This is a genomic window from Pseudomonas sp. BIOMIG1BAC, from assembly GCF_001705995.2.
Classification (GTDB): domain Bacteria; phylum Pseudomonadota; class Gammaproteobacteria; order Pseudomonadales; family Pseudomonadaceae; genus Aquipseudomonas; species Aquipseudomonas sessilinigenes.
Genome location: NZ_CP049045.1, coordinates 7,637,601 through 7,656,560, shown reverse-complemented (window position 1 = coordinate 7,656,560; position 18,960 = coordinate 7,637,601). Strand labels below are relative to the sequence as shown.

The window sequence follows — 18,960 nt, the reverse complement described above, 5'->3', positions numbered from 1 at the left end:
CACCGCCTGTTTTGCCCGCGAGGCGGAGGCACGTGTCCACTAAAGCGTGATTTGCTGGGGGAGACTGTGGTCGCCAGAGAGCAAGTGATTATCAGAGGTTAAAGTCTGCGGCTCTGGACGACAGGATCGGCCAGAGCCACGTTGTTACGAGGTGAGCATTGATCGAATCTGCGCACTACCAAGCTGTTAATGCTCTTCGCTTAGCGATTTAATTGCATCTTGCATCCAGTGCGTTTCATTGAACTTTATCGCCGCCCCTTCCCCTGCAAATAGCAACTGGTGGCCGGGCAGAATATCCTGAGCTTTCACTGAGCGATCAAAGAATCGGGTAGTTTCTGCAAACTCGATGTAGCCATCAGGAAGTACCGCTGGTTGCATGGCATGACAAAAAACACAACCAATGTCTTTTTGACCATAGTCATACGAGTCGACGAGTTCGCAAATTTTCCAGTCTCTTTTAAACTCGACTTCAGGTCCATGCAGTGTTTCAAAGGCGATGTGTACAATTGTTTTAGCGTCCACCGGCGCTTGTGCGACAGCTTTAGCCAACAATCCTTTAACGTCTTTAGCCTTTTTGTCGATTGATGCCTCTGCGGTGCATTCCCAGCGCGCGCAGTATATGCGCCCGACTAATTCTACAAAGCGGTTTAGAATTGAGCCTCCATCGTACATGGTTCAGCTCTGCAAATTTTGCATCCATGACCATTGTGTATGAAGCATGAGGTTCCCAATTAAAGTCGATCAATGAGTTCAGCTGAGCTGAAGGGAACTTTACAGAGTATTTAGATAAATAATCAAACAGGTTTGGAACATTCGCTTGGCACCAGTTACAACGATTGGCTTGCCGAAATGACATTTTTTGGCTAATCGAGGAGCTGGAATTGATTCAGTAGGTCTTTCCATTGAAGTAACCGATTGGCTTGCCACAACGATTGGCTTTTTATTAGCTCTGGTAGTTCTTTCCATTGAAGTAACCATGCTTGACGTAATCCGTCACTTTTTGTAGACGTTTACACTCAACGAATACCGTGTCAGCTCCTCTGACAGCTTTAAAGTCGGGAGTTTTAGGGCCACCTTTTATCTCAGGAATGAATTCAACCTGCCATCCTCGCTCCGCGTAAGCGATGGCGACGATTAGCTCAAATAGTACGGAATCAGCGTTGTTATCTTTACCGTGCAGCATACTGACAATTCGCTGGTCCGCCCCGGCGACGCTTTTGAGTAGTTCTATTGAGCTACCAATTTTTTGGAAAAATGGTTTCACTCGTGACCACTGTGCCTCATCGAGGCTATGCCCTGATACTGAGGAGGCTTCCGCAAGGTAAAGATACCAGTCAACCCATTTAGCATAATAAGCCATTCTATTATTGTACTGGCCGGTGTCTTTTGTGCGGGTCTCGACGATAGTTTTCGTCATGTTGGAAAAGTATCTGTCAACGCCAGACTTTCTGCGGGTCCATTGCTCGTCAGTCATAAAAGACTTGAAGTGCTCAACGGCCGCTTTAATGCTTATTACAACTGGATCTTTGTGTGCGGAGCTAAACTGAGCGTAATGGCTACGTAGTCGTTGCTCCCGTTCGCGTTTATTTCTTTTCTTTTCACGCTCAGCTCGAGCGGATTTTTTAGTCTTTTTTACCATCTGAAAATCCTTTTTTGGTTGATCGACGAGTTATGCGACGAAGTGTTTTGCTAAACAATAGGGTTTGGACTCTGAAGCACAATACATAAGTCTCCATCGATGCTAGCTGTTCTCAACGCTCCTGACGTGTTGAGGGGAACTTGCGCCTATACCGCCATGCTGCTGATGCTTGGAGCCGCTCGTCGTATAGTTGCTGCCGTTGCAATGATACGCGACCGAAGCTTGTGGGGTTGGCGTCCAGCCAACTGTTTGGTATCTGTCTGAATCGTGCAAGGTGACTTTGGTGGACGCTACTTTCGCGAAAGACAAAATCAGGAGATCGTTATGACTGATGATGAAGCCTTCCTAATTTTCTGCTGGGAAAAGATTGTGCGGGAGGTGGACAGGTGTTGCGACATGCGCGGAAGTGACTTGGTATATCTGGTTAGGACTTGTCTTACGCAGAGCGGCAGGTTCACTAGAGAGCAGGTTCAGCATACAACGGCGCCTGGCGTCAGAGCAGTGCACCCGGTCGCTTGGGGAAGATCTGTGCGACAGAATATCCCCATAACTTCTATAGATTGGAGTACGCAGTAATGTGAAATGGCGACTTTACTCGTTGTCGCATTAATTTCCGAAAAGTCGCATTTATTTCAAAATCCTACAGCCTCCACCGACCAGGGCGGGCCCCGACGCCGAGTGGTGAGGCTGGCGAAATGGGCGTTGTGGCCAATGAGTGAGCGGTGCGAGGCTACTCACCGACTGGATGGCCGCCACCTCCAGCGCCTCGTGTTCTTCCAGGGGCGGCAGCAAGCCGGGCAGGCGGCTGGCGAGCAAGGTCTTGCCGGTGCCGGGAGGGCCGCAGAACAGCAGGTTGTGGGCGCCGGATGCGGCGACCAGCAGGGCGCGCTTGGCAGCCAGTTGACCCTGGACTTCGCTGAGGTCGGGGTAGGGCGTGTGGTTGAGCGGCAGGCCTTGGGGCGCGCATGGCGGGATCGGTGCCTGCCCATTGAGATGAGCCACCGCTTCCAGCAGGTGGTCCACCGCGATCACCGTCAAGCCCGAGGCCAGGCAGGCTTCCTCGGCGTTGGCCCGGGGCACCAGCAGGCGGTGCCCGGCATCGCGTGCCGCCAGCGCGGCCGGCAAGACACCACGTACCGGGCGCACAGTGCCGGACAAGGCCAGCTCCCCGAGGCATTCGACGTTGTCCAGCGCCTCTGTCGGCAGTTGCCGGCTCGCGGCGAGGATGCCCAGGGCGATCGCCAGGTCGAAGCGCCCGCCATCTTTGGGCAGGTCAGCGGGTGCCAGGTTGAGGGTGATGCGTCGGGCGGGGAAGTCGAACCCGGCATTGAGGATCGCGCTGCGGACCCGGTCCTTGCTTTCCTTGACTGCCGTTTCGGGCAGGCCCACCAGGGTCAGGCTAGGCAGGCCGTTGGCCAGGTGCACTTCGACGCTGACTGCAGGTGCTTGCACGCCCACCTGGGCGCGGCTGTGGATGATGGCCAGGGACATGCGACGTTCTTCCTTGCAGCGGCGGGAACCGCGTCCTGCGGTGTTGCAAGGATAGGCGAGGGGGGCAGCGCAAGCGCTGGGCAATGCAGACAGGATGTGTCGCCGGCCTGCCCTTCAGCTGTGCTGAAGGCGCGCGGCCGGCGAGGAGGGTGTCAGCTCATTGATCCTTCGGTTCCAGCCTGGCTTCCAGCTCGGCGACCTTGGCTTCCAGGCTCTCCAGGCGAGCCCGGGTGCGGGCCAGGACGACCATCTGGCTATCGAACTCGTCCCGGCTGACCAGGTCCAGCTTGCTGAAGCCGCTTTGCAGCAGGGCCTTGAACTGGCTTTCGATTTCGTTGCGGGGCAGAGGCGTTTCGCCACTGAACAAGCGTGAGGCGTGGCCGCTCAGGGTGTCGAGGAGGTCTTTGGGGGCGAGCATGGGAATGTCCTGAAGAGCTGATGGGGCGCAGTGTATCACGCACGAACCGAGGGCTTGGCGCGGCGGAGGCTGCACGTTTTTTGCGCATCTGGCCGAATGCTGGCGCACCGTTATTGTGCGTATCTGCGGCACTGTTTCATGGCCCTGCAGGCTGAACGCCAGCAAGGGGCTGAAATCGTTGGCATTTCCCGACCTGGCAAGCTTTCTGCTTAGACCCTGGTGACCCATGCACTGATGCAGTCGCTGTGACGAATGCAGTGCGACCGACGAAACGGGGGAGTGTTTCGTCAGGGCGGCTAGCGTCGGTCCGGCTGAGGAAGGCCGACGATGCGTTACAAAGCCAGGCACTGCGCTTAGACTTGAGTCGGGTTTGTTTTCCTGGGGCAAGTCCACCAATTCGGGAGAGAGTTTCATGAAGCTAGTCACCGCCATCATCAAGCCGTTCAAGTTGGACGACGTGCGCGAGTCGCTGTCCGAAATCGGCGTGCAGGGCATTACCGTCACCGAGGTCAAGGGCTTCGGTCGGCAGAAGGGCCATACCGAGCTGTACCGCGGCGCGGAATACGTGGTCGATTTCCTGCCCAAGGTGAAGATCGATGTCGCCATCGACGACAAGGATCTGGACCGGGTCATCGAGGCCATCACCAAGGCTGCCAACACCGGCAAGATCGGTGACGGCAAGATCTTCGTGGTCAATCTGGAACAGGCTATTCGCATCCGTACCGGCGAAACCGATACCGACGCAATCTAAGCCGCCCCAAACCCAACGCCCCAGGAGAAAACAACATGACTCTGCGTAAATTCGCAGGGCTAGGAGCCCTTTTGCCCCTCGTAATGCCTGGCTTGGCCATGGCGGCAGACGAAGCGGCTGCTCCAGTCCTGAATTCCGGCGACACCGCCTGGATGCTGACCTCCACCGCCCTGGTACTGTTCATGACCATCCCCGGGCTGGCGCTGTTCTACGGCGGCATGGTGCGTTCCAAGAACATTCTTTCGGTCATGATGCAGTGCTTCGCCATCACTGGCCTGATTACCGTCCTGTGGTTCATCTATGGCTACAGCATCGCGTTCGACACCAGCGGGATGGAAGCTGGCGTGGTCAATCTCAATTCGTTCGTTGGCGGGCTGTCCAAAGCCTTCCTCGCCGGTATCACCCCGGCCAGCGTAACCGGTCCGGCAGCGCTGTTTCCCGAGGCGGTGTTCGTCACTTTCCAGATGACCTTCGCCATCATCACCCCGGCGCTGATCGTTGGGGCCTTCGCCGAGCGGATGAAGTTCTCGGCCATGCTGATCTTCATGGGTATCTGGTTCACCGTGGTGTATGCACCGATCGCACACATGGTCTGGAGCGGTCCGGGTTCGCTGATGGGCGACTGGGGGGTGCTGGACTTCGCCGGTGGTACGGTGGTGCACATCAATGCCGGTGTCGCCGGGCTGGTAGCCTGCCTGGTGCTGGGCAAGCGCAAGGGTTTTCCTACCACGCCGATGGCTCCGCATAACCTGGGTTACACCCTGATGGGCGCGGCGATGCTGTGGATCGGCTGGTTCGGCTTCAACGCCGGTTCAGCTGCCGCGGCCAATGGCACTGCCGGCATGGCGATGTTGGTGACCCAGATCGCCACCGCTGCCGCAGCCCTGGGCTGGATGTTTGCCGAGTGGTTCACCCATGGCAAGCCCAGCGCCCTGGGGATCGCATCGGGCGTAGTGGCCGGCCTGGTGGCGATCACGCCGGCGGCGGGTACCGTGGGCCCGATGGGCGCCTTGATCATTGGCCTGTCGGCGGGTGTGGTGTGCTTCTTTTGCGCAACCAGCCTCAAGCGCAAACTGGGCTACGACGACTCCCTGGATGCCTTCGGCGTGCACGGTATCGGCGGTATTCTCGGAGCGATCCTGACGGGTGTGTTTGCCGCGCCTTCCCTGGGTGGCTTCGGCACCGTGACCGACGTTGCCGCCCAAGTCTGGGTCCAGGCCAAGGGCGTGGGCCTGACGGTGATCTACACCGCCATTGCTACCTTCATCATCCTCAAGGTGCTGGACGTCATCATCGGGCTGCGGGTGACCGAGGAAGAGGAAGCGGTCGGCCTCGACCTGGCGCAGCACAACGAGCGTGGCTACAACCTGTAACGGCGCCAACGAAAAAGCCCGGCACTGGCCGGGCTTTTTTTTGCCTGGGTTTTGATCTCGGGGAAGGCTGAAAGGTTTTTCTGGTAAGCCTTGGCATGTTTGCCATGGCGATTTTTAGTAGGGCAAATGCTTACACTAAAGCAGGATTATTAGGCGCTTTGTTTTTTTCCTGAGCGCGCTAGAATGCGCGCCGAAGCGCGGAGATAGGTATGTGGCAACAGACCCTGATTACCCTGCGGGCCAGGCCCCGGGGCTTTCACCTGGTAACGGACGAGTTGCTCGCCGGTCTGCCTGAGTTGAAGGCATGTCGGGTGGGTCTGCTGCATTTGTGGCTACAACATACTTCGGCCTCGTTGACCGTCAACGAGAATGCCGATCCGGCGGTTCGGCGCGATTTCGAACGTTTCTTCAACGCCCTGGTGCCGCAAGGCATGGCTGGGTATGAACATAACGACGAAGGCGCGGACGACCTCCCGGCGCACTTCAAGGCCAGTTTGCTAGGCTGCCAGTTGACTTTGCCGATCTCGGCGGGACGCCTGGCGCTGGGCACCTGGCAAGGCGTCTATCTGGGCGAGCATCGTGATCACGGCGGTGCTCGCAAAGTCCTTGCCACCTTGCAGGGTGATAAGGCATAAGCCGCTGAGTATCAGTGGACGTTGATTTTTTTCCGGCGGCCTTCGACAGTCGGCCGAGCTGGGCTATAACTAATCTGCTTTTCGCAAGTCATGAGGTAGAACATGAGCGACGATGATCTGGAAAACGACGACCTCGAAGTAGGTGACGAAGACGAAACCGAAGAAGGTCTGGAAGCGGCCGCCGACGATGTGGCGGAAGACGATGGCAGTGATGTTCCTGCTCCGACCGCCAAAGGCAAGTCCAAGGCGGCCGTCTCGGTAGACGAATTGCCGAGCGTCGAAGCCAAGAACAAGGAGCGCGATGCACTGGCGCGTGCCATGGAGGAGTTCCTGGCCCGTGGCGGTAAAGTGCAGGAAGTCGAGGCCAACGTGGTCGCCGATCCGCCCAAGAAGCCTGATAACAAGTACGGCAGCCGGCCTATCTGAGCCTTGCTACTTGCTTGCTGAAAAAACCCGCCGTCGCTGCGGGTTTTTTCATGCCTGGGCAAACAGCTGCGGATCGGGCGCGATGCCAGTGTTACAGGGACTTCCAGCGCCCGAGCAAGGCTGGAAGCTCGGTCAGGCTGCGGATCTGCGCATCGGGTGCGCGTTCGGCCTCCCAGGCCTTGCCACCCGGGTTGAACCAGATGGCGCGCAAGCCGGCCTGCTGGGCCCCGGCAATGTCGTCGCCCGGGTGGTCGCCGATATGCACGGCGGTGTCGGCAGTGGCGCCCCCGCGTTGCAGGGCCTCCTGAAATAGCCGGGCATCGGGCTTGGCAATGCCGATGTCCTCGGCGCACAGGGCGAACGTGAAGTAGTCCGCCAGGCCTAGGCGACGCACGTCGGCGTTGCCGTTGGTGATCACTCCAAGGGCGAAGTGATTGGCCAGGGCCTCCAGGGTTGGCTGTACCTCAGGAAAGACATTCAGTTGATGCCGGGCGTGCAGGAATGCTTCGAAGCCTGCTTCGGCCAGCTGGCTGGCCTGGGCCTGGTCATACCCGGCTTCTTCCAGGGCATGGAACAGTACTCGAAGGCGCAGGGCGCTGATCCGGTGCTTGAGGCCGGGCTCACGTGCCAGTACTCGTTCACGAATGGCCCATAAGTGTTCCACCGGTACGCCACCCAGGTTCGGAGCGTGCTCTGCCAGCCATTGGCGCAAGGTGGCCTCGGCACTGACGATCACCGGGGCGGTATCCCACAAGGTGTCGTCGAGGTCGAAGGTGATCAGCTTGATGGTCATTACTCACCGCCTTTATTGCGTTTGGCCCGTGGATGGGCGCTGTCGTAGACCGCTGCCAGGTGCTGGAAGTCCAGGTGGGTGTAGATCTGCGTGGTCTTGATATCCGAGTGCCCCAGCAGTTCCTGCACGGCGCGCAGGTCCTGGGAGGATTCCAGCAGGTGGCTGGCGAAGGAGTGGCGCAGCATGTGCGGGTGCAGGTTCTGGCCCAATTCGCGTTCGCCCGCTGCCTTGACTCGCAGTTGGATGGCGCGGGGGCCCAGGCGGCGGCCTTTCTGGCTGACGAAAAGGGCTGTGTCCGGTGGATTGCTCAAGGCCCGTAGCGGCAACCATAGTGCCAGGGCCTCGCGGGCTTTCCTGCCTACTGGCAGGACTCGGGTCTTGCTGCCCTTGCCCTGGACCTGCACCAGGCCATCGGCCAGGTCCAGTTGTTCGAGATTCAGGCTGGTGAGTTCGGAGAGGCGCAGCCCGCAGGAGTAGAACAGCTCCAGGATGGCTTGGTCGCGGTGAGCCAGGAAGTCGTCTTCTACTGCGCCGTCGAGCAGTTGCAGGGTACGGTCGGTATCCAGGGTCTTGGGCAGTCGTCGTTCGCCTTTGGGCGGGGACAGGCCATTGGCCGGATCGTGATCGCATAGCCCTTCGCGGTTCAGGTAGTGATAGAGCCCGCGTACCGCGGACAGCAAGCGGGCCAGGCTGCGGGAGGATTGGCCCTGCTGGTGCAGGCGTACCACCAGGCTGCGCAGGCCCTGGATGTCCAGGTCGGTCCAGCTGTGCACCTGTTGCTTCTCGCAGAACCCCAGCACCTTGCCCAGGTCGCGCCGGTAGGCTTCCAGGGTATGGGGCGACACCTGGCGCTCACTGCGCAAGTGTGCGCAGTAGGCGTCCAGTTGTTGCTGCATGTTCAGCGTACCGAGCGCAGTGAGTGGGTGAAGCGCGGTAGCACGCGACCGGTGACTTCGGCGATGTAGTTGAGGAACAAGGTGCCCACCGAGCTCTTGTAGTGCTGCGGATCGCGGCTGGCGATGGCCAACACGCCATGCATCCCCTGATGAGCCAGGGCAACCACGGCTGTGGAGCCGATCTGCTTGCGCTGTTCTTCTCCGAAGAGAAAATCCAGCTCATGTTCGCGCAGGGCGCCAGCGACGCTCTTGCCTTCGGCCAGCAGGCCCCCGATAGCCCCCTGGGCCTCGGCGGCGGAGACCCAGCGGCCAACGGGCATGGGGCTGTCGCTGAACAGGATCAGGCTGACGAAGGGTACCTGGAACTCCTGGCGCAGGCTGTCCTCGACGCTCATCACCACCTCTTCGAGGCTGCTGGCGTCCATCAGCGCAAGAATCAGGCGCCGAGTCTTGTCGAACAGGCGGTCATTGTCTCGGGCCACGTCCATCAGTTGTGACAGGCGATGGCGCATTTCGATATTGCGCTCGCGCAGGATCTTCATCTGCCGTTCCACCAGGGAAACGGTATCGCCGCGCTGGTGGGGGATGCGCAAGGCCGGGAGCAGTTCTTCGTGGGCGACGAAAAAGTCCGGATGAGCCTCCAGGTAGGCGGCAACGGCTGCCGCCTCCAGGCTCTGGACGGGAGATTCGTCGGGCGTTGTCGTGGGAACCTGTGGCTGATCGGTCATGGATTTCGCTCGCTCATAGACGCACCTGTCCTTCGTATACGCGTACTGCCGGGCCGGTCATCATCACCGGTTGGCCTGGGCCCGCCCATTCGATGGACAGGCGCCCGCCTGGCAGGTCGATCAATAGCGGCGAATCCATCCACCCCTGGCTGATCGCGGCCACTGCAGCGGCGCAGGCGCCGGTGCCGCAGGCCTGGGTTTCCCCGGCGCCACGTTCCCACACCCGCAACTGCGCGCGTTGACGGTCCAGTACCTGGATAAAACCGACATTGACCCGGGCCGGGAAGCGCGGGTGATGTTCGATCTTCGGACCCAGTTCATGGACCGGTGCACTGTTGATGTCATCCACCCGCAACACGGCGTGGGGATTACCCATGGAAATGGCGGCCAACTCGACCTGGCGACCCTCGACGTCCAGCGTATAGCTGGTGGCCTGGGCTGGTGCTTGAAATGGGATATCCGCCGGTACCAGGCGCGGTGGTCCCATATCGACGCTGATCTGGCCGTCGTTGCGCACATCGAGTTCGATGACGCCGCTCTTGGTTTCTACGCGGATCCGGCGCTTGGTGGTCAAGCGCTTGTCCAGCACGAAACGGGCAAAGCAGCGAGCGCCATTGCCGCATTGCTCCACTTCCGAACCGTCGGAATTGAAGATCCGGTAGCGAAAGTCCACATCCGGATTGGTCGGGGCCTCGACGATCAACAATTGATCGAAACCGATCCCGGTATTGCGATCCCCCCATTGCTTGGCGTGCTTGGGTTGAATATGCGCGTGCTGGCTGACCAGGTCGAGGACCATGAAGTCATTGCCCAGGCCGTGCATCTTGGTAAAACGCAGCAGCATGGTCTTACTCCGGCAACAGGCTTTCGCCAGCGAATAACTCGGCTAGCGTCTCGCGACGGCGCACTTGCACAGCCTGGTCACCATCGACCAGGACTTCGGCGGCGCGGCCGCGGGTGTTGTAGTTCGAACTCATGACAAAACCATAGGCACCGGCCGAATGCACCGCCAGCAGGTCGCCCTCGGCCAGGGCCAGGGCGCGCTCCTTGGCGAGGAAATCGCCGGTTTCACAGATTGGGCCGACGATGTCGTAGGTTCGGGGTTCGGTATCTCGTGGGCGCACGGCACTGACATCCATCCAGGCTTGGTACAGCGCCGGACGGATCAGGTCGTTCATGGCGCCGTCGACGATGGCGAAGTCCTTGTGTTCGGTGTGCTTGAGGTACTCGACCCGAGTCAGCAACCCCCCGGCATTGGCGACGATGAAGCGTCCGGGCTCGAACACCAGGGCCAGGTCGCGCCCGGCCAGGCGCTCACGCACGGCCTTGATGTAGTCGGCTGCCAGGGGTGGTTCCTCGTCGCGATACCGCACTCCCAGGCCTCCGCCCAGGTCGATGTGCCGCAAATAGATGCCGCACTCGGCGAGGCGGTCTACCAGGTCCAGCAGGCGCTCGAGGGCATCGATGAAGGGCGCCAGGCTGGTCAGTTGCGAGCCGATGTGGCAATCGACACCGACGATTTCCAGGTTGGGCAGCTGGGCCGCGCGAACATACACATCCTCGGCGGCAGCAATGGCAATGCCGAACTTGTTTTCCTTGAGCCCGGTGGAAATGTAGGGGTGAGTGCCTGCATCCACATCGGGATTGACCCGCAGGGATACCGGTGCACGTACGCCCATCTGCGCTGCCACTTCCTGCAGGCGCTCCAGTTCTTCGGCAGATTCGACATTGAAGCAATGGACGCCGACTTCCAGGGCGCGGCGCATGTCGTCGCGGGTCTTGCCAACGCCGGAGAAGACAATCTTGTCCGCTTGCCCGCCCGCGGCCAGCACCCGTTCCAGCTCACCTCGGGAGACGATGTCGAAACCGGCGCCCAGGCGCGCCAGGACATTGAGTACGCCAAGGTTGGAGTTGGCCTTCACCGCGAAGCAGACCAGGTGCGGCATGCCGGCCAACGCCTCGGCGTAGGCCAGGTACTGGGCCTCGATGTGCGCGCGGGAATAGACGTAGGTGGGCGTACCGAAACGATCGGCAATGGCGGACAGGGCTACGCCTTCCGCGAACAGCTCGCCGTCGCGGTAGTTGAAAGCGTCCATGGCGAGCCCTTAGTAGGTGTCGAAAGTGTCGTGCTTGTGCGCCTTCGACTGTTCCTCGGGGGATTTGCTGTCATCTGGCAGGTACAACGGGCCTTTCTGGCCGCAGGCGGTCACGAGGCAGGCAACCGCGACAAGCGCAGCGAGGGCGGAGATCAGGCGCTTCATGGCGAAATCCTTGAGAATGCGTAAATTGCGCCCGAGTATACCGGCCACCCGGCAGCTTGCCTATGCAAGGAAAATCCCGCCTGGCGGGCCTTTGCCGGTGACCGGCTGGCAGTGTTGGCGGATTGGTCGTGGCAGGTATCGGCCGCTCCGGTATTCTTTGCATTCACCGGGAAGCGCCCGTATCTTGCGGCGCTTGAGCGTGACTAGATACTGACCGAGGTTCCTGCAATGAGTTTGACCGAAGCCCGTTTCCACGACCTGGTGGATGCCACCCAGCAGGCGCTGGAGGATATTTTCGATGAGAGTGACCTGGACATCGACCTGGAAAGCTCGGCCGGGGTGCTCACCGTCAAGTTCGATAATGGCAGCCAGGTGATCTTCAGTCGCCAGGAGCCTCTGCGCCAGCTGTGGCTGGCTGCGCGTTCGGGCGGTTTCCACTTCGACTATGACGAGGAGAGCGAGCGCTGGATGTGCGACAAGAGCGAAGAACAACTGGGCGAGATGTTGGAGCGCATCGTGTTCGAACAGGCGGATATCAAGCTCGAGTTCGAAGGGCTTTGATTTCGTGAGCCAGCCCAGTACGGTCCGCCCGCCCAAGCCGCTGTTCAGCAATGTCAGTCCGGCGGTGCGCTCGCCCTGTATCAGCCTGTGCCGCCTCGACGAGGAGAAAATCTGCCGGGGCTGTTTCCGGCACGTGGAGGATATTCGCGAGTGGCGCTCGGCTGACGACGAACGCCGTCGAGTGATCTGCGACCAGGCGTTGCAGCGTAAACAGGCGGCGATACCAGGGGGGGTGTAGTTCTGGTCCGCACGGTTTGTTTATTCGGTTCGCTGTGATAGTGTCCGACTTCGCCTCGCTACCTCGAGGCTGGTGAGAACCCCGTCTTATTTGGCGGGGTTTTGCTTTTTTGTGCAGAAAAAACAGGAGTCAGCCAGGATCATGAGTACTGCACCATCCATCATCCTTACCCGCCTTGACGTGCAACGTCTGGAGCGCCTGATCGACAGTCTGGACGACTCGCTGCCAGGCGTCATTGCACTGCAAGCCGAGCTGGATCGTGCCGAAACACTGGTGGGCCACGATGAGGTCCCGGCCGGTGTCGTAACCATGAACTCGCGGGTGCACTGCCGTGAAGAAAGCAGCGGCAAGGACTACCACCTGACACTGGTCTATCCCCAGGATGCCAATGCCGACGAAGGCAAGATCTCCATCCTAGCGCCGGTGGGCAGCGCCTTGTTGGGGCTGCAGGTAGGGCAGTACATCGACTGGCCGGCCCCGGGCGGAAAGACCCTGAAACTGACGTTGCTGGAAGTGGAATACCAGCCGGAAGCCGCAGGCGACTTCCACCTCTGATTCCTGTCTAGACCTGTTCGAGCGCGTCGTTCAAGGCACGCTCCAGGCTGGCCTTGTAACGCAGATACAGAATGCTCGAACCTTGCCCATCACCGAGCAGGCCGGACAGGTCCAGATCGGTGATGTAGCAGCGGTAACGCTCCGGTTCGCGGCGCTGCTCGACGATCTCCTGGACGACTGTGCTGAACAGTTGGTCGCCATATTCCAGCTCGGAAAACTCCCTTTGATTGCAGTACAGCGAGACTTGCACCTGACCCGGTGCCGCCTTGCCGACGATTGCCTGCACATCATAAAAAGCCTTGTCGACCGGAGTCAGTGGTGCCGGCCGGGCCTCTACCCGGCGTGCTCGGGCGGTGCCTGAGGGCAGTATCTGGAAGTAGAGTGTGTCTAAAGGTTTCTCGCTTGGAATGCTGTCCATGGGCAGCAGGGCCTCGCGCCGATAAAGGATCGACTGCAGGAAGCGCTGCAAGGGCACCAGAAGGCTCTGCTCGTCGTGGTAGGGCAGGGTCTGTTGCCACAGGGCATTGTGCTCGTCCAGGACATAGAGCTCGGCCTGGTCTTCGCTGATTCGGTAGAACACCTGGATGCAGTCCGGTTGGCCCATGGGCAGGATCAGTGCCAGGTCGTGATCCTCCAGGGCCATGGGGTCGAGGTGCAGGGGGCTGTAGCGGGTCTGTTCCTGTCCCAGGTAGTCCAGCAGCGCGGCGGGGGTTGCCAGGGCCCGGTGCCGAACCTGGCCGGGCACCAGTTCGAGCACGTGATAGTGCTGCTGGACCTGGATCAGGTAGCGATAGTTGAGCTGGCTGAGCAGCAGGTTCTGTGCAGTCTCGAACAGCTCTTCCACCCGGCGGGCGATGAATTGCGCACGGTTGTGGCAGAAGCAACGGACCCGCAGCCGTGGCTGGGGGCCGGCAGGCAGGTTGTTCAGGTAGTCGCGCAGGCAATCGAGCAGGGCATGCTCGCTGTCGTAGCGACCCACCATGACTTCGTTCCAACTATTGAGGGTGACCTGGTCCAGGGTCAGCACCAGGTTCTCGCGAACCCCTGCGTAGCTCAGGGAATCGGTTCGCTCGGTGGTCATGTGGATGTTCAGCTCACGATGGTGCTTGAGCGGATCGACCCCCACGTTCACCAGGACCAGCACTTCGCTGGGCACGCTGGCATGCAGCAGTTGATCTTCGCTGGCGGCATTGAGCGGGAGGGCGACGGTTTGCTGCAGGCTGCCCAGCAGGTTGAACAGCTCGAACTCGCTCAGGTCGCTGCTGCCGGGATGCAAGGCCAGGCGGGTACTGCTGTCGATCACTCCGTTGCGATGACACCAGGTGAGCAGTTCCAGCAGCTCGCGGCTGCGTTTGATCGGGGCGAAGTGTTCCCATTCCAGGGCCGTCAGGTTGCCGCTGTACAGGCCCCAGTGCGTCTGGCCGGGTTCCCTGCGGTTGGGCGATTGCACCAGGGTCAGGGTATCTTCCGCCAGGTCCGGGGCGATGCCCGGGTTGATGAATTCGATTTTCCCCGCCTTGCGTTCGAAGGCTGCGTACAAGCGCCGGCCCAGCACGTTGAGGTCGCGCTTGTTGATCAGGCTGGCAGCTTGCTCGGTGCGGGCGAACTGGGTCAGGAAGCGATAGCTGTAGTTGAGCTCGTTGACCAGGGCGCGGCGTTCGCTGCCGACCTGGCGCACTTTCCACTGGCTACGGCTGTCGAGCAGTGCCAGCTGGCGGTGGTCCCAGCCCCATTCGTCAGCCAGGCGCTCCAGCAGCGCCCGTTGCCAGCTCGGGCTGCGAGAGCCATTGCCGGCAGTCAGCTTGCGATTGACCTTGAGGTACAGGCTGCGACGTACCAGCTCGAGGCGCTCGGGTTCGCCGCGGGCCTTGAGGTACTCCTCTATGCGCCGGTAGACCACGATGTACGGGTCCAGCTCGTCCAGGTCCAGGCGATTGGCGAACACGGCCTGCTTGAAGCGCAGGCTCAGGCACTGGACCTGCGGATGCTCGCTGGCATAGACCTCGATCAGCAATAGCTTGAGTACGGACTTGTAGGGCGACTCGATGCCCTTGAACAACTGCCAGAGCCCGGCTCCGATGAATTCCCCGGGAGGAATCCGCGCCATGTGCCCCAGGTCGAGGTTTTCCTCGGCAGAGACGAAGCGCTTGGACAGCAGCGTGTGGATGTACTGCTCGTAGCGAGACTCCTCGTACACCGGCACCAGCCACCACAGGGGGGTGCGCCCGGCCAGCCAGATGGCGGTGCGATAGAACTCATCCAGCAGCAGGTAGTGCTGGGTGGTGCCGCAATCGTCCGAGCTGAGCTGGGTATCGCGTTCGCCACGGACGAAGCGGCTCGGATCGATGAGGAAGAAATGCGCTTCGGCGCCCTGGCTCTCGGCCCAGGTTTCCAGCAACTGGCATTTCTTCTGCAGCTCGGCCAGTTCGTTTTCACTCAGGTTCGAGGCGTGGCAGACCCATACGTCCATATCGCTCTGGTCGGCTTGGGCCAGGGTGCCCAGGCTGCCCATGAGGAACAGGCCATGGATCGGTCGCGGTGGGTTGCCGTGGCGCGTCTTGTAGGAAAAGGAACGGGTCAGGCGCTGGGCCTCGGCCAGTGCAGCCGGGTCGGGCTCATAGTTGGACAGGCCCGCAGGAGTTGCACCGGAGACATAGCCGGGGAGCAATGGGTGATTGACGTGAAAGAACAGCGGCAGCAGGTTGAGGACCAGTTGCTGGCGGGCCGACAAGCCCTCCATGGCCCGGGTCATGCGTCCTTCGTTGAGGGTGAGAAAGCGTGCACGGAGCTTGCTTAGAACCTTGCGATCGATTCCTTCATCCAGGTCGGGACGGATTTCATGGGTATGGGGCATTTCAAGCGGAGCTCGAACGTGGCGGAGTCAGGGTGTAGCCAGTCTACCGGCAGACAGGGCTGACTCTTAAGCTGATTTTATTTTTGACGCCAGATTTCTAACGCATTGGTGCAAGGCAGCCTACGGAATCCCGACGGACGGGAGTCCCGCAGGCAAGGGAAGTCTTCAGGCGGTTTCGGCGACGTTGAGGATGGTCAGGAGGCCCTGGGCATGTTCGGCGGCATCCCGGCCGAGGCTGGTGAGGTAGCCACCATCGGGCTGGGTGATCAGTTCCTTGGCATGCAGGCGCTTGGCGGCTGCGATAGCGCTGGGGGTAGCGGTCTGATGGATCTTCAGGCCTTCCTGGGAACTGTCCAGGTTGAAGAGTGCAAGGATTTCCAGTTCGGCAACCAACTCAGGGGTATACGACATAAGGACTCCAGACTTTCTAGGAATGAGAGGTCAGCGTTCTTAAGGTGACCGCACAAGGGCGGTGTGTCCAGCGTTCGCTGAGTACTTTTGCAGCCAATGGCAGCGGTGTTTGGCCGCAGGGTGGTTGCAGTGTAGTCAGGCGCTGGGCGAAAGGTCGTATCAGGTGCATGGAGCGTTGCAGGGGGCAACGCTCCGGCGGGAGCTTCACTGTTTCTCGGGAGGCAGGTCCGGCAGGGCACGCAAGGCCGCTTCGTACCACTGGGTGTCGAAAGGCCGGTCCTCCTCGAGGATCGCATCGATCTCGATGGCCAGGACATGGGCCATCAGGTTGAGGATTTCGTCCCGTTCGTAGCCCACCAGGGTCAGCTTGTTGAAGGTGGCCTTGGCAGCCGGCGGGTTGTCGCTTTCAATCTGGTTCTCGATCGCTTCGACCAGGGTATTTTCGGCGAACTCTTCTTCGTCGTTGTCGATATCGGTTGGCTCGCTCATGGCAGGCTCCTCAAGGAAAGGACGCCAGTCTACTCGCATTCAGGGAAGTGATGCTGCTGGCCAGAGTGGCAGGGACCTTCTATAAAAAATGCTGCCAACCCCTGAACGGCCTGGAGGCTAAGTGATGCTCAAGCTTTATGGTTTTTGTGTCAGTAACTACTACAACATGGTCAAGCTGGCGCTGCTGGAAAAAGGACTGACTTTCGAGGAGGTGGCGTTCTACGCCGGCCAGGCGCCAGAGGCGCTGGCTATCAGTCCTCGTGGCAAGGTACCGGTCTTGCAGGTGGCCCAAGGGTTCATCAATGAAACCAGCGTCATCCTCGAATACCTCGAGCAGACCCGATCGGGACCGGCGCTGTTGCCGGGCGAGCCGTTCCAGCGGGCCCAGGTGCTGGCGCTGGCCAGGGAAATCGAGTTGTACATCGAGTTGCCGGCACGCACCTGTTACCCCGAGGCTTTTTTCGGCATGACGGTGCCGGAGGCAATCAAGCAGAAGGCCAAGGCTGACTTGCAGCTCGGTTTTTCCGCGTTGGCGCGGCATGCTCGGTTCTCGCCTTATGTCGCTGGCGATAGCCTGACTGTGGCGGACCTGTACTTTCTCTACAGCGTGAGCCTGGCCCGGACGGTTGGGCAGAAATTGTTCGAGGTGGATTTCCTGGCGGCGATGCCGGAGGCGAAGGCCCTGCTGGAGCGCTTGGAGCAGTTGCCCAATGTCCAGCGTATTGCGGCAGACAGGGAGGCAGCGATGCCGCAGTTCCTGGCCATGGTGGCGGCCAGGAAGTAACCGCGCCCTTGCGGGTGCGGCTTTGCTGGCAGCCTGGGGCGATCTACCACCCCAGGCTGGCGCAATGACTCAGCGACTGGCCAGCAAGGCCTGGCCGCGGATCACGGCGGCCCGGACCTGGGCCGGAGCCGTGCCACCGATGTGGTTGCGGGCATTGACCGAACCTTCGAGCGTCAGCACGGCGAACACGTCCTGTTCGATCTGGTCGCTGAACTGGCGCAGTTCTTCCAGGCTCATTTCCGCCAGGTCCTTGCCGGTGTCCACGCCATGCTTCACGGCATGGCCGACGATCTCGTGGCAGTCGCGAAACGGCAGGCCACGGCGGACCAGGTAGTCGGCGAGGTCCGTGGCGGTGGAGAAGCCGCGCAGGGCCGCCTCGCGCATGATGCTGTGCTTGGGCTTGATGGCCGGAATCATGTCGGCGAAGGCGCGCAGCGAATCGCGCAGGGTGTCGGCGGCGTCGAACAGCGGCTCCTTGTCTTCCTGGTTGTCCTTGTTGTAGGCCAGGGGCTGGCCCTTCATCAGGGTCAGCAGGCCCATCAGTGCACCGAATACCCGGCCGCTCTTGCCGCGTACCAGTTCCGGCACGTCGGGGTTCTTCTTTTGCGGCATGATCGAGCTGCCAGTGCAGAAGCGGTCCGGCAGGTCGATGAACTGGAACTGCGCGCTAGTCCATAGCACCAGCTCTTCGGAAAAACGCGACAGGTGCATCATCGCCACGCTGGCGGCGGCGCAGAATTCAATGGCGAAGTCACGGTCCGACACGCTGTCCAGGGAGTTGCCGCCTACTGCTTCGAAGCCCAGCAGTTGGCAGGTCAGTTCGCGGTCGATCGGGTAGGTGGTACCCGCCAGGGCCGCACTGCCAAGTGGCATGCGGTTGGTGCGCTTGCGGCAGTCCACCAGGCGTTCGTAATCGCGGCTGAGCATCTCGAACCAGGCCAGCATATGGTGGCCGAAGGTCACAGGCTGGGCGGTCTGCAGGTGGGTGAAGCCCGGCATGATGCTGTCGGCTTCACGCTCGGCCAGCTCCAGCAGGCCTTTTTGCAGGCGGGTGATTTCGCCGAGGATCAGGTCGATCTCGTCGCGCAGCCACAGGCGGATATCGGTGGCCACCTGGTCATTGCGACTGCGCCCGGTGTGCAACTTCTTGCCGGTGATTCCGATGCGGTCGGTCAGGCGTGCCTCGATGTTCATGTGTACGTCTTCAAGGTCCACGCGCCAGTCGAAGCTGCCGGCCTCGATCTCGCCCTGGATGGTCTTCAGGCCGTCGATGATGCTGTCGCGTTCGGCATCGGTGAGTACACCGACCTTGGCCAGCATCGTGGCGTGGGCGATCGAGCCCATGATGTCGTGGCGATACAGGCGCTGGTCGAAATTGACAGAGGCGGTGAAGCGGGCGACGAAGGCGTCGACGGGTTCACTGAAGCGGCCGCCCCAGGACTGATTGGTCTTGTCAGTGCTCATGAATTCGCTCGTGATCTGCTGAAGGAAGATGGCGTGAAAAACAGGCGCCGATGATAGCAGGGTTGCCCAGGCTGGCGCTGGCACTGGTCGGCAGCTTTTTACCTGCGACTCTTGGACCGCTTGCTGGCGGTCCTGGTGGCGCGGAGACTGGAACCGGTGCGCCTGGGCGAGGTCGGTTGCCTGGGTGCCGAAG

Annotated in this window: 21 protein-coding genes and 1 pseudogene; 8 read left to right on the top strand and 14 right to left on the bottom strand. The window is 60.6% G+C overall.

Annotated features, from left to right (window positions below; all coding sequences use genetic code 11):
- Positions 1 to 186: 186 nt before the first annotated feature.
- The 4 genes and pseudogenes from ATY02_RS35725 to ATY02_RS35710 all read right to left on the bottom strand — a co-directional run bounded on the left by ATY02_RS35725 (position 187) and on the right by ATY02_RS35710 (position 3,548).
- Entirely contained in the window at positions 187 to 672 is a 486-nt protein-coding gene (locus tag ATY02_RS35725) for a hypothetical protein (protein ID WP_068595464.1), read from the bottom strand.
- 271 nt (positions 673 to 943) lie between these two features.
- The gene (locus ATY02_RS35720) at positions 944 to 1,639 is read right to left on the bottom strand and encodes a hypothetical protein (RefSeq protein ID WP_164823740.1); all 696 of its coding nucleotides are present in this window, start codon (positions 1,637 to 1,639) and stop codon (positions 944 to 946) included.
- Between the two features lie 639 nt (positions 1,640 to 2,278).
- Positions 2,279 to 3,130: pseudogene (locus ATY02_RS35715) on the bottom strand (YifB family Mg chelatase-like AAA ATPase); the annotation flags it as partial.
- Between the two features lie 157 nt (positions 3,131 to 3,287).
- Positions 3,288 to 3,548: an accessory factor UbiK family protein gene (locus ATY02_RS35710; RefSeq protein WP_068575920.1), complete on the bottom strand. Its 261-nt coding sequence runs from the start codon at positions 3,546 to 3,548 to the stop codon at positions 3,288 to 3,290.
- Positions 3,549 to 3,960: 412 nt separating this feature from the next.
- Between ATY02_RS35710 and glnK the strand changes: the two genes are divergently transcribed.
- From glnK to sutA, 4 genes are all read left to right on the top strand, one after another.
- A complete protein-coding gene (gene glnK / locus ATY02_RS35705; protein ID WP_002555808.1) occupies positions 3,961 to 4,299 on the top strand; it encodes a P-II family nitrogen regulator in 339 nt (112 codons plus the stop codon).
- 35 nt (positions 4,300 to 4,334) lie between these two features.
- The gene (locus tag ATY02_RS35700; protein ID WP_068575922.1) at positions 4,335 to 5,672 is read left to right on the top strand and encodes an ammonium transporter; all 1,338 of its coding nucleotides are present in this window, start codon (positions 4,335 to 4,337) and stop codon (positions 5,670 to 5,672) included.
- Between the two features lie 209 nt (positions 5,673 to 5,881).
- A complete protein-coding gene (locus ATY02_RS35695; protein ID WP_068575924.1) occupies positions 5,882 to 6,307 on the top strand; it encodes a secondary thiamine-phosphate synthase enzyme YjbQ in 426 nt (141 codons plus the stop codon).
- A gap of 102 nt (positions 6,308 to 6,409) precedes the next feature.
- Positions 6,410 to 6,733, top strand: coding sequence for a transcriptional regulator SutA (sutA, locus tag ATY02_RS35690; RefSeq protein WP_068575926.1), 324 nt, complete (start codon positions 6,410 to 6,412; stop codon positions 6,731 to 6,733).
- 91 nt (positions 6,734 to 6,824) lie between these two features.
- Here sutA and ATY02_RS35685 read toward each other — a convergent pair whose 3' ends face one another.
- Genes ATY02_RS35685 through lptM form a run of 6 tightly spaced genes read right to left on the bottom strand, consistent with a single transcriptional unit; the run spans position 6,825 to position 11,411 of the window.
- A complete protein-coding gene (locus tag ATY02_RS35685; RefSeq protein WP_068575928.1) occupies positions 6,825 to 7,526 on the bottom strand; it encodes an HAD family hydrolase in 702 nt (233 codons plus the stop codon).
- Positions 7,526 to 8,422, bottom strand: coding sequence for a tyrosine recombinase XerC (xerC, locus tag ATY02_RS35680; RefSeq protein ID WP_068575930.1), 897 nt, complete (start codon positions 8,420 to 8,422; stop codon positions 7,526 to 7,528). Before xerC ends, ATY02_RS35685 begins: the two co-directional genes overlap by 1 nt.
- A 2-nt stretch (positions 8,423 to 8,424) precedes the next feature.
- Positions 8,425 to 9,150 carry a DUF484 family protein gene (locus ATY02_RS35675; protein ID WP_068575932.1) on the bottom strand — a complete coding sequence of 242 codons (726 nt, stop codon included), beginning with the start codon at positions 9,148 to 9,150 and terminating at the stop codon, positions 8,425 to 8,427.
- Positions 9,151 to 9,163: 13 nt separating this feature from the next.
- Positions 9,164 to 9,994 carry a diaminopimelate epimerase gene (gene dapF / locus ATY02_RS35670; RefSeq protein WP_068575934.1) on the bottom strand — a complete coding sequence of 277 codons (831 nt, stop codon included), beginning with the start codon at positions 9,992 to 9,994 and terminating at the stop codon, positions 9,164 to 9,166.
- Between the two features lie 4 nt (positions 9,995 to 9,998).
- Positions 9,999 to 11,246, bottom strand: coding sequence for a diaminopimelate decarboxylase (gene lysA, locus ATY02_RS35665; RefSeq protein ID WP_068575935.1), 1,248 nt, complete (start codon positions 11,244 to 11,246; stop codon positions 9,999 to 10,001).
- A gap of 9 nt (positions 11,247 to 11,255) precedes the next feature.
- Positions 11,256 to 11,411, bottom strand: coding sequence for an LPS translocon maturation chaperone LptM (gene lptM / locus ATY02_RS35660; RefSeq protein WP_083235631.1), 156 nt, complete (start codon positions 11,409 to 11,411; stop codon positions 11,256 to 11,258).
- Between the two features lie 228 nt (positions 11,412 to 11,639).
- Between lptM and cyaY the strand changes: the two genes are divergently transcribed.
- The 3 genes from cyaY (at position 11,640) to rnk (ending at position 12,765) form a co-directional block, all read left to right on the top strand.
- A complete protein-coding gene (gene cyaY / locus ATY02_RS35655) occupies positions 11,640 to 11,972 on the top strand; it encodes an iron donor protein CyaY (protein ID WP_068575937.1) in 333 nt (110 codons plus the stop codon).
- A gap of 4 nt (positions 11,973 to 11,976) precedes the next feature.
- On the top strand, positions 11,977 to 12,210 hold the full coding sequence (locus ATY02_RS35650; RefSeq protein ID WP_083235632.1) for a DUF1289 domain-containing protein: 234 nt from the start codon (positions 11,977 to 11,979) through the stop codon (positions 12,208 to 12,210).
- Between the two features lie 141 nt (positions 12,211 to 12,351).
- The gene (gene rnk, locus ATY02_RS35645; protein ID WP_022641793.1) at positions 12,352 to 12,765 is read left to right on the top strand and encodes a nucleoside diphosphate kinase regulator; all 414 of its coding nucleotides are present in this window, start codon (positions 12,352 to 12,354) and stop codon (positions 12,763 to 12,765) included.
- A 7-nt stretch (positions 12,766 to 12,772) separates the two neighbouring features.
- On the opposite strand, the gene ATY02_RS35640 is transcribed toward rnk, so the two are convergent.
- The 3 genes from ATY02_RS35640 to ATY02_RS35630 form a co-directional block, all read right to left on the bottom strand.
- On the bottom strand, positions 12,773 to 15,619 hold the full coding sequence (locus ATY02_RS35640; protein ID WP_068575939.1) for a class I adenylate cyclase: 2,847 nt from the start codon (positions 15,617 to 15,619) through the stop codon (positions 12,773 to 12,775).
- A 165-nt stretch (positions 15,620 to 15,784) separates the two neighbouring features.
- Positions 15,785 to 16,030 (bottom strand): TIGR02647 family protein, encoded by a 246-nt coding sequence (locus ATY02_RS35635; RefSeq protein WP_068575942.1) that lies wholly within the window; start codon positions 16,028 to 16,030, stop codon positions 15,785 to 15,787.
- A 204-nt stretch (positions 16,031 to 16,234) separates the two neighbouring features.
- Entirely contained in the window at positions 16,235 to 16,519 is a 285-nt protein-coding gene (locus ATY02_RS35630; RefSeq protein ID WP_068575944.1) for a hypothetical protein, read from the bottom strand.
- Positions 16,520 to 16,643: 124 nt separating this feature from the next.
- Between ATY02_RS35630 and ATY02_RS35625 the strand changes: the two genes are divergently transcribed.
- A complete protein-coding gene (locus ATY02_RS35625; protein WP_068575947.1) occupies positions 16,644 to 17,303 on the top strand; it encodes a glutathione S-transferase family protein in 660 nt (219 codons plus the stop codon).
- A 69-nt stretch (positions 17,304 to 17,372) separates the two neighbouring features.
- On the opposite strand, the gene argH is transcribed toward ATY02_RS35625, so the two are convergent.
- A complete protein-coding gene (argH, locus tag ATY02_RS35620; protein WP_068576062.1) occupies positions 17,373 to 18,767 on the bottom strand; it encodes an argininosuccinate lyase in 1,395 nt (464 codons plus the stop codon).
- Positions 18,768 to 18,960 lie beyond the last annotated feature (193 nt).